Annotated in this window: 9 protein-coding genes; 5 read left to right on the plus strand and 4 right to left on the minus strand. The window is 62.0% G+C overall.

What is annotated here, in order from left to right:
* Positions 1–70 precede the first annotated feature (70 nt).
* A complete protein-coding gene (locus ACTIGF_RS08045) occupies positions 71–976 on the plus strand; it encodes a LysR family transcriptional regulator (protein WP_439636356.1) in 906 nt (301 codons plus the stop codon).
* Between the two features lie 23 nt (positions 977–999).
* Here the strand turns inward: ACTIGF_RS08045 and polA are convergent, their stop codons facing one another.
* Positions 1,000–3,774 (minus strand): DNA polymerase I, encoded by a 2,775-nt coding sequence (polA, locus tag ACTIGF_RS08050; protein WP_439636357.1) that lies wholly within the window; start codon positions 3,772–3,774, stop codon positions 1,000–1,002.
* Positions 3,775–3,914: 140 nt separating this feature from the next.
* On the opposite strand from polA, the gene ACTIGF_RS08055 reads away from it, so the two are divergent.
* Positions 3,915–5,021 carry a hypothetical protein gene (locus ACTIGF_RS08055; protein ID WP_439636358.1) on the plus strand — a complete coding sequence of 369 codons (1,107 nt, stop codon included), beginning with the start codon at positions 3,915–3,917 and terminating at the stop codon, positions 5,019–5,021.
* On the opposite strand, the gene ACTIGF_RS08060 is transcribed toward ACTIGF_RS08055, so the two are convergent.
* Positions 4,996–6,522 carry an SLC13 family permease gene (locus ACTIGF_RS08060; protein ID WP_439636359.1) on the minus strand — a complete coding sequence of 509 codons (1,527 nt, stop codon included), beginning with the start codon at positions 6,520–6,522 and terminating at the stop codon, positions 4,996–4,998. The genes ACTIGF_RS08055 and ACTIGF_RS08060 overlap by 26 nt on opposite strands.
* A 95-nt stretch (positions 6,523–6,617) precedes the next feature.
* The gene (locus ACTIGF_RS08065; RefSeq protein WP_022701180.1) at positions 6,618–6,821 is read right to left on the minus strand and encodes a zinc-finger domain-containing protein; all 204 of its coding nucleotides are present in this window, start codon (positions 6,819–6,821) and stop codon (positions 6,618–6,620) included.
* Between the two features lie 173 nt (positions 6,822–6,994).
* Between ACTIGF_RS08065 and ACTIGF_RS08070 the strand changes: the two genes are divergently transcribed.
* The 3 genes from ACTIGF_RS08070 to ACTIGF_RS08080 all read left to right on the plus strand — a co-directional run bounded on the left by ACTIGF_RS08070 (position 6,995) and on the right by ACTIGF_RS08080 (position 14,918).
* Positions 6,995–7,957, plus strand: coding sequence for an ABC transporter ATP-binding protein (locus tag ACTIGF_RS08070; RefSeq protein WP_439636360.1), 963 nt, complete (start codon positions 6,995–6,997; stop codon positions 7,955–7,957).
* 51 nt (positions 7,958–8,008) lie between these two features.
* A complete protein-coding gene (locus tag ACTIGF_RS08075; RefSeq protein WP_439636361.1) occupies positions 8,009–8,311 on the plus strand; it encodes a hypothetical protein in 303 nt (100 codons plus the stop codon).
* A gap of 178 nt (positions 8,312–8,489) precedes the next feature.
* A complete protein-coding gene (locus ACTIGF_RS08080) occupies positions 8,490–14,918 on the plus strand; it encodes an Ig-like domain-containing protein (protein WP_439636362.1) in 6,429 nt (2,142 codons plus the stop codon).
* Between the two features lie 57 nt (positions 14,919–14,975).
* On the opposite strand, the gene ACTIGF_RS08085 is transcribed toward ACTIGF_RS08080, so the two are convergent.
* The gene (locus tag ACTIGF_RS08085) at positions 14,976–15,434 is read right to left on the minus strand and encodes an Lrp/AsnC family transcriptional regulator (RefSeq protein ID WP_439636363.1); all 459 of its coding nucleotides are present in this window, start codon (positions 15,432–15,434) and stop codon (positions 14,976–14,978) included.
* Positions 15,435–15,481 lie beyond the last annotated feature (47 nt).

The raw sequence follows: 15,481 nt of genomic DNA on the forward strand, positions 1-15,481 counted from the left end.
TTCAATCTGGACGCCTCGTCTCACTCATGAGACATTCAGCGTCCGACTAAACAGCTTCGGATTGACCCTGATGGACCTGCTCGCACTGTCCGATTTCACGCTGGTCGCCCGCCACGAGGGATTTGGTCGGGCGGCCCGCGCTACAGGGCGCCCCAAGGCGACCTTGTCGCGCCGGGTCGCCGAGCTTGAAGCTGCGCTTGACCTTCGGCTGTTCGAACGCGGCGGACGGATGCTCAAGCTGACCGAAGAGGGACGGGCGCTTTATGCGCGCACCAGCCGGCTGCTGCAGGAAATGGAAGAGGCGACGACCGCCATCGCCTCGGGCGGCGAGACGCCAAAAGGGCGCTTGCGGATCAGCGCGCCGCTGCTGTTTGCGCAGACAGCGCTGGGCCAGATTGCGGCGGATTTCGTGAAGGCCTATCCGGATGTGCGACTTGAGGTGACGACTGAAGACCGGCCGGTAGACATGATCGAGGAAGGCTATGACCTCGTCATTCGGGTGAATCCGGCGCCCGATGAGAGCCTGGTGGGGCGGGCGTTTCTTCGCGATCGCCTCGTCATTGTGGCCCATCCCGATTTGCGGCGGCCCGAGGAGGGCGCAGCCGTTCCGGCCATTGTCAGATCAATGGCGGACGGGTCAGCCTGGTCAATGAAAACCTCAGGGGGCCCCGAAAGTCTCGCTATAGAGCCTGTCATGGGGCTGTCTTCCCTTGTCATGGTGCGTGACGCCGTCCGCGCCGGTGTGGGCGTGGGCCGCTTGCCGGTCTCTCTGGTCAGTCATGATCTGGCTGATGGCGCGCTGGTTCAGTGGGGCGAGGCGGATGCGCCTGAAATTGCGCTCTGGGCGCTGTATCCGTCCCGGCGACTGCTCAGTGCGCGGGTCTCCGCCTTTCTGGAGAGCCTCAAACAGGCCTTTCCAAGGGGCGTTCCGGAAGAGCTTGCAGCCTATGCTGGACGTGCGTTGCAGGCCGTCTGAGAGTCGGCGCTTTAGGTGACAGGCTAGTGCGCCTGACCCCAGGTGCTCGCGGCCTTGGCTTCGACCTCAAGCGGCACGGACAGGGATTGCGCGGGCGCGGCGGCGCCCATCATCACCTCGGTGACCAGCTTGATCACCTGATCCGCTTCGCTCTCAGGCGCTTCAAACACCAGTTCATCGTGCACCTGAAGCAGCATGCGGGTTTTCAGGCCCGCTTCGGCCAGCGCATCGGGCATGCGGACCATGGCGCGGCGGATGATGTCGGCCGCGGCGCCCTGAATGGGCGCGTTGATCGCCTGACGTTCCGTAAACTGACGGACGGACGGGTTCTTGTCCTTGATGCCGGGCAGATGGATGCGGCGGCCAAAGATGGTCGAGACGCAGCCCTTGGCTTTCGCCTCTTCCTTCATGGCGTCCATATAGGCCTTGATGCCCGGGAATTTCTCGAAATAGCTGTCGATATAACGCTTGGCCTCATCGCGCCCGATGCCGAGATTGTTGGCGAGGCCGAAGGCGGAAATGCCGTAAATGATCCCGAAATTGATCGCCTTGGCGTTGCGGCGGGTGGTCGGGTCCATCTGATCCAGCGGCACGCCGAACATTTCCGACGCGGTCAGGGCGTGAATGTCCTGACCTTCGCGGAAGGCCTGTTTCAGCGCTTCCACATTGGCGATATGGGCCAGCAGGCGCAGTTCGATCTGGGAATAGTCCGCTGCGACGATCACATGGCCGGGCTCGGCGGTGAAGGCTTCACGGATCTTGCGACCCTCTTCCGTCCGTATGGGGATGTTCTGAAGGTTCGGCTCCGAGCTCGACAAGCGCCCGGTCGTGGTCGCGGCCAGCGAGAAGCTGGTGTGAACCCGGCCTGTATTGGGATTGATCGCCTCTTTGAGGGCGTCTGAATAGGTGGATTTGAGCTTTGAAAATTGTCGCCAGGTCAGAAGCGCCTTGGGCAGATCATGGCCCTGCTCGGCCAGCTCGTCGAGCACGGCGGCGTCCGTCGACCAGGCGCCGGACTTGGTTTTCTTGCCGCCCGGCAGGCCCATCTCGCCAAACAGGATTTCGCCGATCTGCTTGGGGCTGCCCAGATTGAATTTGTGGTCCGCCAGACCGTGCGCGGTTTCTTCGGCCTCGGCCATTTTCTGCGCAAAGTCCGAGGATAGGCGCGAGAGCTGGGCGACATCCACCTTCACCCCCGCCAATTCCATATCGGTCAGCACCTGCGGCAGCGGGCGCTCAAGGGTTTCATAGACGGTCAGCAGGCCCTTGCCGGCGAGCCCGGCTTTCAACAGCTCCCACAGGCGCAGCGTCACATCGGCGTCTTCGGCGGCGTATTCTGTGGCGGTCTTGAGATCGATTTCAGAGAAGCGTTTCTGGGATTTGCCAGACCCGCACACCTCTTTGAACGAGATGCACTTATGCCCGAGATAGCGCTCTGACAGTTCGTCCATGCCGTGATTATGAAGGCCGGCCGCCTGCACATAGCTGATCAGCATGGTGTCGTCATAGGGCGCGACGCGCACGCCATAGCGCTGGAACACCGCCAGATCGTATTTGAAGTTCTGACCGACCTTCAGGATGGCGTCGTTCTCCAAGATCGCCTTGAGCCGCCCAAGCGCCTCGCCCTCATCGATCTGCTCGGGCTTGCCGCCGCCATCCGCCAGATCGCCGCCTTCATGGCCGAGCGGGATGTAACACGCTTCGCCCGGGGCGGTGGCGAGCGACACGCCCACCAGGCGCGACGCGACAGCGGAGAGCGCGTCGGTCTCCACATCCACCGCGATGACGCGAGCGGCCTTGGATTTCTCGATCCAGCGCTCCAGCGCCTCAACAGTCTGGACGGTTTCGTATTTGGAGCGGTCGATGGGGGCGGTGGCGTCGCCGGTTTCATCAGCGACCGGGGCGCCCAGCCCTTCCTCGACCCGGCGGGTCAGGGTGCGGAACTCCATGGATTTGAGAAAGCCCACGAGCTTCTCCGCATCCGGGTCTGCGGCCCCGAACACGTCCAACTCTTCCGTGATCGGAACGTTAGGCTCCAAGGTGACGAGTTTCAGCGAAATGCGGGCGTCATCGGCATGCTCGATCAGTTTTTCGCGGCGCTTGGGCTGTTTGATTTCTTCGGCGCGCGCGAGCAGCGATTCCAGATCGCCATACTCATTGATCAGCTGGGCGGCGGTCTTGATGCCGATGCCGGGAACGCCGGGCACATTGTCCACGCTGTCTCCCGCCAGCGATTGCACGTCGATGACGCGGTTCGGCGCGACGCCGAACTTTTCGATGACCTCGTCATGGCCGATGCGCTTGGACTTCATCGGATCGAGCATGGTCACCTGGTCATTGACCAATTGCATCAGATCCTTGTCAGAGCTGGCCACGGTGACGCGCGCGCCCTTCTCGGCGGCGAGGCGGGCATAGGTCGCGATCAGATCGTCCGCCTCAAACCCTTCCATCTCGATGCAGGGCAGCTCGAACGCCTGGGTGGCTTCGCGGATCAGCTTGAACTGCGGCACCAGGTCTTCGGGCAGTTCGGGCCGGTTCGCCTTGTACTGGTCGTAAAGCTCATTGCGGAAGGTCTTGGATGAATGGTCGAAAATCACCGCCAGATGGGTGGGCTGGTCCTCGCCCTTGAGGTCTTCAAGCAGCTTCCACAGCATGTTGCAGAAGCCCTGCACCGCGCCCACCGGCGTGCCGTCAGACCGGGTCAGCGGCGGCAGGGCGTGATAGGCGCGAAAGATATAGCCCGACCCGTCCACCAGATAGACATGGCTGGATGAATCAACAGGACGAGTGACGGCCATAACAAGCGCTCCGGCGGCAGGTCAGCGAGGGAGCGTCACCCTATGCGGCGTCGGGTGAGGGGGCAATCGGGCGGGTGCGTTGGACGCCGCTTGGCAAGTTGAGTTAGCCTACTACGAGAACTGAGGGCGGAGAGTTCTTGATGCAGGCGTTTTTAGTTGGCGTTTCGGTGATTGCCCTTTGGGTGAGCGGTTCTGCCTTCGCGCAGTCCATAACCGAAGACGAAGGCTTCGACTTCGGTAGCCTGGATCAAATGGCATTGCATGAACGCTCTTTTGCGATCAGCCGACTGGATGCACAGGTCCGCTACGAAGCGTATCTGTATTGGGCTGATCACCTCTGTGGAACGAACGATCTTGAATGCCGGTTCCGCCCACTGACGGGCGCCGCTAATGCTTCATTGCTGTCGGCCAATGAGCAATATGATCTCTGGGGCCATGAAGTCTCACGGTTTTCGCGCGGCCTGCCGCTTGATTGCCCGGAAGGGTTTTCGGTCGTTGAGTCAGACATTCTGATTTTGCTGACGCGAGCTGCGATCAGGAGCGATCATATTGATCGCGCCAGCGCACTGGTCGAGTGCCTGCAGTCCTATGCCTTCTTGGATCAGCTTGATGAGCTGGACAAGCGTCGTGAGATTCTTGGGCTTCAGTATGACCTGGCTGTTTTGGGGGGCGATTATCCAGAAGCGCTTGAGCTGACTCTTCGTCGTGAGGAGAATTTCTGGCAGCGTGGTGAACAAGGCTTCGAGCAGCCAAGATTAGGCGAGAGGCGTCAGGCTCCTCGGAGGAGTGTGGGGGCGCTAGACGTCAACTTTGTCGATCGGTCTCTGACGACGCCATCGCGCCACGCCCCATCCTACGAACCAGCCAATGAATTGCTGACCTATCGTTTCACGCGCCTGAGACTCAAAGCCGAAATAGGTGGTTGCGAGGTACCGGGTGAGGAAGCCAATGATCTGGTCGCGCTTCTGTCTGCGAACATGCAACACCAGTACATTTGGCCTCAGTGGAGGGAAGATACCAGGCAAGCCCAGTTGTGTTTGGCGCATGCCTTGAGAGGGTCAAGCGCTGACGCGGACAGCTGCCAAATCGCTCAACAGTCAGAATGGCTCCCGCAGGCTGGAGGCGGGCCTCAAGCCATGTTCGGCGAAGGGGCAGGTTATCTCGAGCTGTGTCCGCAAGTGCGGAACACGCCTGAAGTCGCGGCCTTGCTAACGCTTTTCCCTACCCCGGAAACGCGACCGAACTGATCAGGCTGCTCACCAACGCAATCAAGGGCGCGGCGACGAGATTGATGCGGAAACCCGCCTTGATCATCTGGGTCATGCTGGCCGCGCCAGAGGCGTAGACGATGGCGTTAGGCGCAGTGGCGACGGGCAGCATGAAGGCGCAGCTGGCCGACAGGGCCACGGGCACGATCAGGTGTTCGGGCGGCACGCCGGCGGAGACCGCGACCGCGCCCAGCACCGGCAGGAAGCCGGAGACCGTGGCGACATTCGAGGTCAGCTCGGTCAGGAAGACCACGATGAAGGCGAGGATCAGCACCGTTAGCGGCAAGGGCAGGGTGGAAACCCAGTTCAGATGCCCGCCGATCCAGCCTGCAAGCCCGGTCGCCTGAATGGCCGCGGCCAGCGACAACCCGCCGCCGAACAGCAAGATCACTTCCCAGGGGATGCGTTTGGCGGTGTCCCAATCCATCAGCGCCTTTCCTGTGCCTAGCTTGCCGCCGGCCGGGATCAGGAACATGGCGAGTGCGCCCGCCATGGCGATCTGCGCATTGCCAAGGCTGAGGACGATCGGCAAGTCGAGCTGCGAACTGATCCAGGTCAGAAGCGGGTTCCAGCCGAAGGTGAGCTCGGGCTGGCCGATCAGGAAGCCGGGCAGGGTGCGTCCCATCCACAACAGCGCCACGGTTCCGAAGGCCATCGCGACACGAAACTCCGGCGTGGTCATGGACCCCAGCTCCGCCTTGTGGCGCAGGATGATCTCGCGGCCCGCCTCATTGGGGGCGTGGCCGTCCACCTTGAACACCCATTTGGTCAGGATCAGCCACATGGCGGGGATGATGAGCGCGGCGGCGGGCAGGCCGATCATCATCCATTGGGGAAAGCTGATCACCGCGCCGTATTCGCGCTGCATGAAGCCCATGGCGATCAGATTCGTCGGCGTGCCGACCGGTGTGGCGATGCCGCCAACAGAGGCTGAATAGGCGACGGCCAGCGCCAGGGCGGGCGCGAACTGACTTGCGTCCACGCCTTCGTCCTTGAGCGCATCAGCGACCTTCAACGCGATGGGGATCATCATCAGCGTGGTCGCGGTGTTGGAGATCCACATGGAGAGCACTGCGGTCGCGGTCATGAAACCCAGCATCATCAAGGCCGGGCGCGAGCCGAAAGCCGCCACGATATTGAGCGCGATCCGGGTGTGCAGATTCCACCGCTCGATCGCTAGCGCCACGATGAAGCCGCCCAGAAGCAGCATGACGATGGGATCGGCATAGGGCGCGGAGGCGGACCGCATGCTGAGGATGCCGACCACCGGAAACAGGGCGAGCGGGACGAGCGCGGTGGCGGCGATGGGAATGGCTTCGGTCGCCCACCAGCACGCCATCATCAAGGCGAGGGAGGCCAGCAGCCAGGCGGAGCGGTCCAGGGTTTCCGGCACGGGCAGGAATTGCAGCCCGACCGCGAGCACCAATCCCGTGATCAATCCGATACGCTGACGCATCGCCGACGCATTGGCCTGGCTCATCATGCTCCCCCGTCTGTTGTTTCAAACAGGTATAGGGGCAGGGTTTCCGGGATCAATCGAAACCGGAATAATTCAATGACATTTGCCGGTGAGGCTTACGCCTTGGGGTCGGATTTCGAGCCGCGCAGCACGAAGCGGCGGTCACAATAGCCGCACTCGACGAAGTCGTCTTCGCCCATATCATACCAGACGCGGGGATGGCCCAGCGCGCCGCCGCCGCCATCGCACATGACGCGCTTCTGGTCGACCACGATCACTTCGGGGGCGGGCAGGGATGAGGCGTTGGCGGTGTCGGTCATGATGTGCTCTGCCGGTCTGAGAGGGGTCCGGTGAAAGAAGATAGACAGCCACGCGGCGTGGACGAGGCCTGCGCACGCCGCTAGGGTCCGCTCCGTCTTAAGGCGCGCGGCGTGCAGGCGTCAATTGCGCACGCGCGGCCCGCCCTCTTCGCTTGCAGATCATGAGCCCGTCCATGTCCGAGAGCCAACCCGAATTCGCCCTTGAAGCCTATGGCCTGAAAAAGACCTATCCCGGCGGCAAGGGATCGCCCGCCAAGGAGGCGCTCAAGGGTGTGGACCTGCAGATCCCGCGCGGCTCGATCTTTGGGCTGCTGGGACCGAACGGGGCGGGGAAATCCACCTTCATCAATATCTTCGCAGGCCTTGTGACCAAGTCTGAAGGGACGGCGAAGATCTGGGGCGTGGATATCGACAAGGATCCGCGCCGCGCCCGCGCCGCCATCGGCGTGGTGCCGCAAGAGCTGAACATGGACGTGTTCTTCACGCCCTCTGAAACGCTGGAATTGATGGCGGGCTTTTACGGCGTGCCCAAGGCCGAGCGCCGCACGCAGGAGATTCTCACTGCGCTGGGGCTGGACGACAAGCGCGACGCCTATGTGCGCCAGCTGTCGGGCGGGATGAAGCGCCGTCTGCTGGTGGGCAAGGCGCTGGTGCATAATCCGCCGGTTCTGGTGCTCGACGAGCCTACCGCCGGGGTGGATATCGAGCTGCGTCGCCAGCTCTGGGAATATGTGCTCGAGCTGAACAAGCAGGGCGTCACCATCGTTCTGACCACCCACTATCTCGAGGAAGCTCAGGAGTTGTGCGACCAGATCGCCATCGTCAATCACGGCGAAGTGGTGGCCTGTGAGCCCAAGGCGGATCTGCTCAAGCGTCTGGATTCCAAAACCCTGGTGATCGAACCGGTCGAGCCGCTGGCTGCGATTCCGTCCGGGTTCGAGGCCCAGGACGCAATCATCCGCCCTGACGGCTCGCTCGCCATCACCTACAAGTTCGGCGAAGCGTCGGTTGCGGACATGATCGAAACCTATCGCGCCTCCGGCGCTCGGATCGCCGATTTGCGCACCGAAGAGCCGGACCTCGAAGACGTCTTCCTGGCGCTGACCTATCAGGCGGATGAGGCGAAAACCGCCTGAGCGTCATAAAAACCGGAAGCCTTGCGGCGTTAACCGCGTTATCGTGAACCCATGAAGCGGTTTTTCACACGACTCCTGGCGCTTGTTCTGTCTGGCGCGATCTTGATCGTTCTGCTGGCGGTGCTCTTGCAGATCGAACCGGTCGGTCTGGGCGGCTGGGTCGTCTTTGCGCTTCTCGCCGCCGGGGCCGTGCTCGTTCCTGTCGTGCTGTACCGTTTCCTGATGCGCCAGTCACGACCGAGGCAAGACGTGCAGGACGCTGCGGGTGCGGGTGTCGCGGTCGGCATGGGGCTCGAGCAACAGCGCCAGCGTCGCGATGACAGCGATGACGATATCGACCTAGGCGTGGACTAGAACTCTCCCAGTCCTGTGCACTCGCCAGACGGCCACCCACACCCACCCCATCATCACTCACTGTAAAAAAATCCCCTATGGGGGGATTTTTTATGGCCCTGCTCTCCTGTAGTGTAGGGCTTTGTTAACTCAGCCAGGATCAGGTTGAATGGCGTCGCCAGCACGCTCCGGGGGGAATATGTTTAATTTCATCAAAGCCTTAACGCGCGGCGTCGTGCTCGCTGCGTTCTCGGCGGCGTGCGTGGCGACGGCTCAGGCGCAGGATCTGGGTTCGCCGACGACCGTGACGTTCAGTTTCGGATCTACTGGCGCGATCGCAAATCCTTACTCAGAGAGTAGCTTCAGTTTTACCTATAGCGGAGGAACCTTCGCGAGTGACAGCAGCGGAGGCGAAGGCGGCACCTCGGGAATTTTCGGATTTGACGACACACCGAATGAAACTCTGAGAATCGACTATTCCGGCGATAATTTCGACTTCAATTCCTTCTGGTATGACAATCAGGGGGCCGCCACGAACATCACCGTCACCGGCCATAACAGTTCAGGCACAGAAGTCGCCCGGGACACCTTCAACAGTTATACCGGCGCCAGCACGCTGACGATGACGGATTCGGGCTTCAACTCCGTCGACCATGTCATCATTCAGGCGAGCGCCGGGTTCAATTCCGGGGTTCTGGACACCTTCGCCTTTGGTGTTCCGGTGGCGCCGGACACCACGCCGCCTGCCGTGCAATCAATCACCGTGTCCGGCTCTCCCGCAGCAGGGGTGACGAGCGTGACGTTCTCGGTCGATTTTGACGAGACGGCTAACAATGTCAGCACCGATGATTTCACCCTGACGACGGTGTCGGGCTCCGCCACCGGATCCATCGCCAGCGTCTCCGCCTCCAGCGGTGATCCGATCAGCGTCACCGTGAACAGCATCACGGGCACGGGCGTGATCCGGCTGGACCTCAACGGCGGCACCAATATCTCTGACGCCTCCGCCAATTCCGGGCCTTCCGCCTTCACCTCCGGCTCGACGCATACAGTGGACCGCGACGCCCCCAGCGCCCCCTCCACCCCCGACATGACGGCCGGGACGGACACGGGAACCAGCAATACGGACAATCTGACCAGCGATACGACGCCGACCTTCACAGGCACGTCAGAGGCGAACGCGACCATCACCGTCAGCTCGTCCGCCAGCGGCTCGCTGGGCACAACGGCGGCGAACGGGGCGGGAAATTGGAGCTTTACGCCCGGCGGCGCTTTGTCAGCTGGCGCTCAGACGATCACCGCGACCGCAACTGACGCGGCGGGGAATGTGTCGTCCGCGTCTTCGGGACTCTCCATCACCATCGATGCCTCGGCCCCGTCCGCGCCCTCAACGCCGGACATGAGCGCCGCCTCGGATCTCGGCGCGAGCGACACTGACAATCTCACATCCGACACCACGCCGACCTTCACGGGAACTTCGGAAGCCAATGCGACCGTGACGGTGAGCTCGTCCGCTGACGGGACTCTGGGCGTGACCACAAGTGACGGCTCCGGCAACTGGACATTTACCTCCGGGGCTCTGTCTTCGGGGTCGCACACGATCACCGCTATAGCGACAGATGCGTCCGGCAATGTCTCGTCCGCCTCCAGCGGTCTGGCCATCTCAATTGACGTCGCCGCGCCGACGGTCACGTCCATCGTGCGGCAAACTCCGGCGGGTCAAAACACCAACGCCGACAGTGTCGTATTCCGGGTGACGTTCGCCGAAGCCGTGACCGCTGTCGGAGCGGCGGACTTCAGCGTCAGCGGACCCAGCGGCGCCTCCATCGGCGTGAGTGCGGCTTCCGCGCTCATTTATGACATCACGATTTCCGGCGGAGACATGGCGAGCCTGAACGCGACCGTGGATCTCGGTTTCGCCGGCGGCCAGGACATCACCGACACGGCGGGCAATGCGCTCAGCAACACCACGCCAGGGTCTGAAGAAACCTACACGCTCGATAACACCGCGCCTTCCGGCTATTCGGTGACGCTGGACCAGGACCCCGTGAATTCAGGCAATCAGGGTGCGGCGTCGTTCACCTTTGCGAGTGCGGAAGTGGGCGCTGGGTACAGCTACACCATCACCTCGTCCGGCGGGGCGGGCTCGGTCTCCAATACAGGCACGATTGCGACCGCGACGGATCAGATCACGAGCATTGACGTATCCGGTTTGCCAGACGGCACGCTGACCCTCTCCGTCACGCTGACCGATCCGGCGGGTAACGCCGGCAGCGCCGCCACCGACACCACAACCAAGGAAGCGCAGGCGCCGCAGATCAATTCGATCACGCTGGCCGGGTCTCCCGCCGGCAATGCGACCAGCGTGACATTCACCGTCGCCTTCACCGAAGCCGCCTCCAATATCACGACGGACGACTTCTCGCTGACCACGACCGGGTCGGCGGCGGGCACGATCGCGTCGGTTTCTGCATCCAGCGGGACCAGCGTCACCGTGACGGTGAATTCAATTTCCGGCGCCGGCACGATCCGGCTGGATCTGGATGCGTCGACCGATATTCAGGACGCGTCAGGAAATTCAGGGCCGAACGCCTACACGTCCGGATCGGTTCACACCGTGGATAGTGTCGCCCCCGCCGCGTTCGGCATCGCGTGGCAGGACGCGTTGATCACCGCCGCCAATCAGGCGGCGACCGATATCCGCTTCACGACGGCGGAAGTTGGGACCACCTATGCCTACACGGTGACGGACAGCGCCGCCGCGACGGTGACAGGCACTGCGGCCATCACGACCGCTACTCAGGATGTGACGATTGATGTTTCCGGGCTTGCGAACGGAACCCTGACGCTGACCGCCACGCTGACGGATGCGGGCGGGAACGTCACCAACCAGACCGCCGCCGCGACTGTGACCAAATCGGCTACGCCGCCCGCATTCTCCATGGCGTTCTCACCCACGACGTCGCTTGTGGGGCAGGCGTCAACGCTCACTTACACGATTGATAATAGCGCTGGTTTGGTTTCTGCATCGTCTTTGGCGTTTTCCCATACGCTTTCAGCGGGGCTGGCTATATCCACGCCCCCCAACGCCAGCACCACATGTACCGGGGGCAGTGTGACCGCTGTGGCGGGCGCAGGAACCATCAGTTATTCGGGCGGATCTGTGAATACAGGCGCCAGCTGCACCGTGCAGGTGGATGTCAGTTCAGCGAGCGTGAACACGTATGCGAACACGACGGGCGCTCTGACCTCCAATCTGGGAAATTCCGGTACGGCTTCGGCCAGCTTGACGGTTTCCCAGCCTGTACTGAGCGTCAGTGATGCCAGCGTTGTTGAAGGCGACGCCGGCACAGCGAACCTGGACTTCACGGTCACTCTGTCCCCGGCTTCGCCCCTGACCATCACGGTGGATTACGCGACGTCTGACGGCACGGCGCTGAGCGCCAGCGATTACACGGCGACCACCGGAACGCTGACCTTCGCGCCTTCCGAGACCACCAAAACGGTCACTGTCACGGTTTCGGGCGATGCGGTGATCGAGCCGGACGAAACCCTGGTGCTCACCCTGTCCAATCCGGGCAACGCCACAATAGGTGATGCAACGGCGACGGGGACGATCACCACAGATGATTCTGCTGTCGTCGACACCACGAGACCTGTCCTCAACGCGATCAGCCGACTGACGCCTGTTGAAGCGCTGACCAATTCAGACACGTTGATCTGGAGCGTCGCGTTCAGCGAGGATGTGGTCAATGTCGGGGCGGAGGATTTCGCCCTGTCCGGTACGACCGCGAGTGTGACGCGCGTTTCGGGATCCGGCGCGGCGTATCAGGTGACGGCGTCTGGCGGTGACCTGGACCAGTTGAACGGAACGGTCGGGCTGGCGCTTTCAGGCGGCGCCAGCATTGAAGATACGGCCTCCAATCCTCTCACAGGCGGCACGCCGGCAGGTGCGGAGACGTATTTGCTTGATAATGCCGGCCCCGTCGCAACTCTGGCCAGCAGTGTCGCTGAAGTGTTCGAACCCTTTACCGTCACCATCACATTTGATGAAGCGGTGACCGGGTTCGAGTTGTCGGATCTGTCGATCGTGAATGCTTCCAGCGGGCCATTGGTCATGCAATCGGAGACCGCATATTCGGTCCTGATCACGCCGCCCGCATCTGGGGATCTGAGCATTGCTCTGCCGTCTGATACGGTGACGGACAGCCTGGGCAATCCCAACCCGGCGTCAGACGTCCTGTCGCTTCAAGTGGACGAGAGCGCTCCTGTCGTGACGAACATTACGGCTGAGACCGGGCTCGTCACCAATGCCGATTCAGTGCGCTGGGGTGTTGAATTCAATGAAGTCGTGACTGGCGTCGATGCATCCAGTTTCTCAGTGTCGGGCGCCGATGGCGCGGTCTTGTCGGTGTCCGGCTCTGGGGCGAACTATCAGGTTATCGCGTCGGGCGGCGGGCTGCCGGATCTTGATGGCGCTGTGCGTTTGTCAGTCAATGCCTCGAGCTCAATCAAGGACCTGTCCGGCTTTGCCTATGAAGGTGAGGGGCCGACGGGTACAGATGAATCCACCATTCGTCTCGATAACACGGCTCCGATTGCGGAGCTGACGATGGATTCCGCTGAAGTGACCGGGCCTTTTGATCTGACCCTGGCGTTCAACGAGGCGGTTACAACACCGGATTTGAACGCTTTGAGCGTTGAGAACGGCGCCGCGTCGAGTGTGACGCAAGTCAACGCCCAGACTTTTACGGTGCGCATTGTTCCGCAAACCTATGGCGAGATCACCCTTTCACTGGCGGCCGGCGCAAGTGTCGATGACGCCGGCAATTCGAGCGCGGCCGCTGATCTTCGCGTCGACGCGGTGGCTGAGGATGTCGAGGTCGAGGTTGAAGTCGACATTGACCAGAATGACCCGGTGGGCGTCGCGGCGACCGCCAGGGTCACCAATCCAGGCACAGAGCTGGTTCGGTTCCGCGCCAGCGTCGATGTGGAATGGTTGACCGTCACACCTCTGGAAGGCGTGATCCCGGCGCAGTCTGACATCGATTTCTCGGTCGCAGTGAATGACATGGCGGCGGCGCTCAATGCAGGCTCCTATACCGGCACGGTGACGATTGTGCGTGAAGCGGTCAGCGGTCCGGCCTCAGCCGCTTCTGCGGGGGCGTCCCGCGCGCAGGCGGTTGAAGAGGTTGTGCTGGCGCGTTTTCCGATCACTCTGGTGTTGACCACTCGAAAAGGCGCGGTGCAGCTGATCTCGACGACGCCGGCGGGCGTCTCGGGGGATGCAGATTTCGTTTATGCGTCGAGCATCGCCGCGTTTGACGGCTTGCAGCTGTCGACGGTGAACGGTCAGGCGCAAAGCGCGTCGGTCGAGCTTGACGAGGGTGTATACGAGGTCCGCCAGAGCGCTCCGGCGGGATGGCGTGTTGAAGCGATCACTTGCGCGGGCGATCTCGATGGCGGCTCCGCGGCCGATCTGGCCAATGGGGTTCTGAGCCTTGATCTTGATCCGGGCGAAACCCTTGTCTGCACCTTCGAGAATGCGCGTGACGAGGATGTGGTCCGGCTCGCCACCCAGCGCGCGATCCGTAACTTCATGCTGCGACGGGCCGACCGCATCATTGATGCGGCGCCCGATCTGTCGACCCGGCTCGGGGCACGAAATGAAAGCGGTGCGGGTCTGTACGCCGCGGATGTGGATCGTGGGCGGTATAATATGAGCCTGACGGCGTCGCTCGCAGGCGCGCGCAATCAGGCCAAGTCCCGTCATGCGGACGCGCCCGGCATGCCCTCGCATATGCGCGATGATGAGGGGCGACTGGATGTCTGGCTGTCGGCGGAGGTTTCCGGCGTCACCGATGATCGCGCCGGTGAGCGCGCAGAGAGTGATTTCGGGGTGGCGCAGCTCGGCGCTGACTGGGCTCTGTCCGATGATGTGTTGATCGGGGCGATGGTCCAGTTTGACTGGATGGATGAAACCGCTCGGGAGGTCTTTGAAGAGGCGGGCGCTATTGCCGGCGCACGCGTTGACGGCGAAGGCTGGATGGCCGGGCCCTATATGGTCTGGAAACTGGCGGACCGGGTCATTCTTGATGGCCTGGCGATGTATGGAACCAGTTCAAACACCGTCAACCCGCTGGGGCTTTATGAGGACGAGTTCGAGACAGATCGCTGGATGGTGCGCGCCAATCTGACCGGCGAGTACGCGCGCGGTCCCTGGGTGGTGCGGCCGCAGGCGACGCTCACCCATTTTGAAGAAAGCCAGGACGCCTATACCGACAGCCTGGGGATCACGATACCCGGTCAAAGCGTCCAGCTGGGCCGTCTGTCCGCCGGACCTGAGCTGATCTGGCGGCATGAGCGCAGCAATGGCGCCCGCTGGGAGCTGAGCTCGCGCGTGAGGGCGGTTTGGGATTACCAGCCGGCGGATCTGCTCACCGAGAGCGGATTGTTCACGGATGAAGGTTCTGATTTCCGCGCGGACGGCGAACTCGGAGTTTCAGCCATCTTGCGCAATGGAGCCATCTTGCAGGTCTCTGTGGGAATGTCCGGGATCGGACAATCTGATTTTGAAGCGAACTCGGCCCGCTTCAATGTGCGCTTCCCGCTTAGCCTGGGACAGTAAGGATTGCATGCAGCAAGGGCGGGCCCAAGCGCCCGTCCTTGTCATTTCATCTGACCGTCAGAGCGGTAATTCCGTGGTGTTTTTTAGCGCTTCCATGGCGAAGGAAGCGGAGACGTCTGACAGCGGCGCGATCGCGATCAGCCGTTTGTAGACCGCGTCATAGTCAGAGATTTCCGGCAGCATGATCTTCAGCAGGTAATCCACATCCCCGCCCATCCGGTAAAACTCCACCACTTCGGGCATCCGTTTGACCCCCTTGGAAAAAGCGTCCAGCCAGTCGCCGTCATGTCGGCTGGTGCGAATGAAGACGAACAAGGTGGTTTTCAGGCCCAAGGCGTCCGGATCAAGCAGGCTGACCTGCTTGCGGATCACGCCGGCGTCGCTTAGCCGTTTAATCCGGCGCGCGGTGGGCGTGGCGCTCAGCCCGATGGCGTCCGCATAGTCCTGCACGGTCCGGTCTGAGTCATCCTGCATGAGACGCAGAAGCTTTTTGTCATAGTCATCAAGCGTCATCAAAATCGCCTTTCGGAGTGAATTTCTCTACATATCAGGCATTATAGTAG

The organism is Oceanicaulis sp., from assembly GCF_051859625.1.
GTDB lineage: Bacteria > Pseudomonadota > Alphaproteobacteria > Caulobacterales > Maricaulaceae > Oceanicaulis.

What these genes read in the sequence shown, in the direction of transcription:
- ACTIGF_RS08045 (WP_439636356.1), top strand. Translation starts at nt 71, where the DNA reads ATGGACCTGCTCGCACTGTCCGATTTCACGCTGGTCGCCCGCCACGAG.
- polA (WP_439636357.1), bottom strand. Translation starts at nt 3,774, where the DNA reads ATGGCCGTCACTCGTCCTGTTGATTCATCCAGCCATGTCTATCTGGTG.
- ACTIGF_RS08055 (WP_439636358.1), top strand. Translation starts at nt 3,915, where the DNA reads ATGCAGGCGTTTTTAGTTGGCGTTTCGGTGATTGCCCTTTGGGTGAGC.
- ACTIGF_RS08060 (WP_439636359.1), bottom strand. Translation starts at nt 6,522, where the DNA reads ATGAGCCAGGCCAATGCGTCGGCGATGCGTCAGCGTATCGGATTGATC.
- ACTIGF_RS08065 (WP_022701180.1), bottom strand. Translation starts at nt 6,821, where the DNA reads ATGACCGACACCGCCAACGCCTCATCCCTGCCCGCCCCCGAAGTGATC.
- ACTIGF_RS08070 (WP_439636360.1), top strand. Translation starts at nt 6,995, where the DNA reads ATGTCCGAGAGCCAACCCGAATTCGCCCTTGAAGCCTATGGCCTGAAA.
- ACTIGF_RS08075 (WP_439636361.1), top strand. Translation starts at nt 8,009, where the DNA reads ATGAAGCGGTTTTTCACACGACTCCTGGCGCTTGTTCTGTCTGGCGCG.
- ACTIGF_RS08080 (WP_439636362.1), top strand. Translation starts at nt 8,490, where the DNA reads ATGTTTAATTTCATCAAAGCCTTAACGCGCGGCGTCGTGCTCGCTGCG.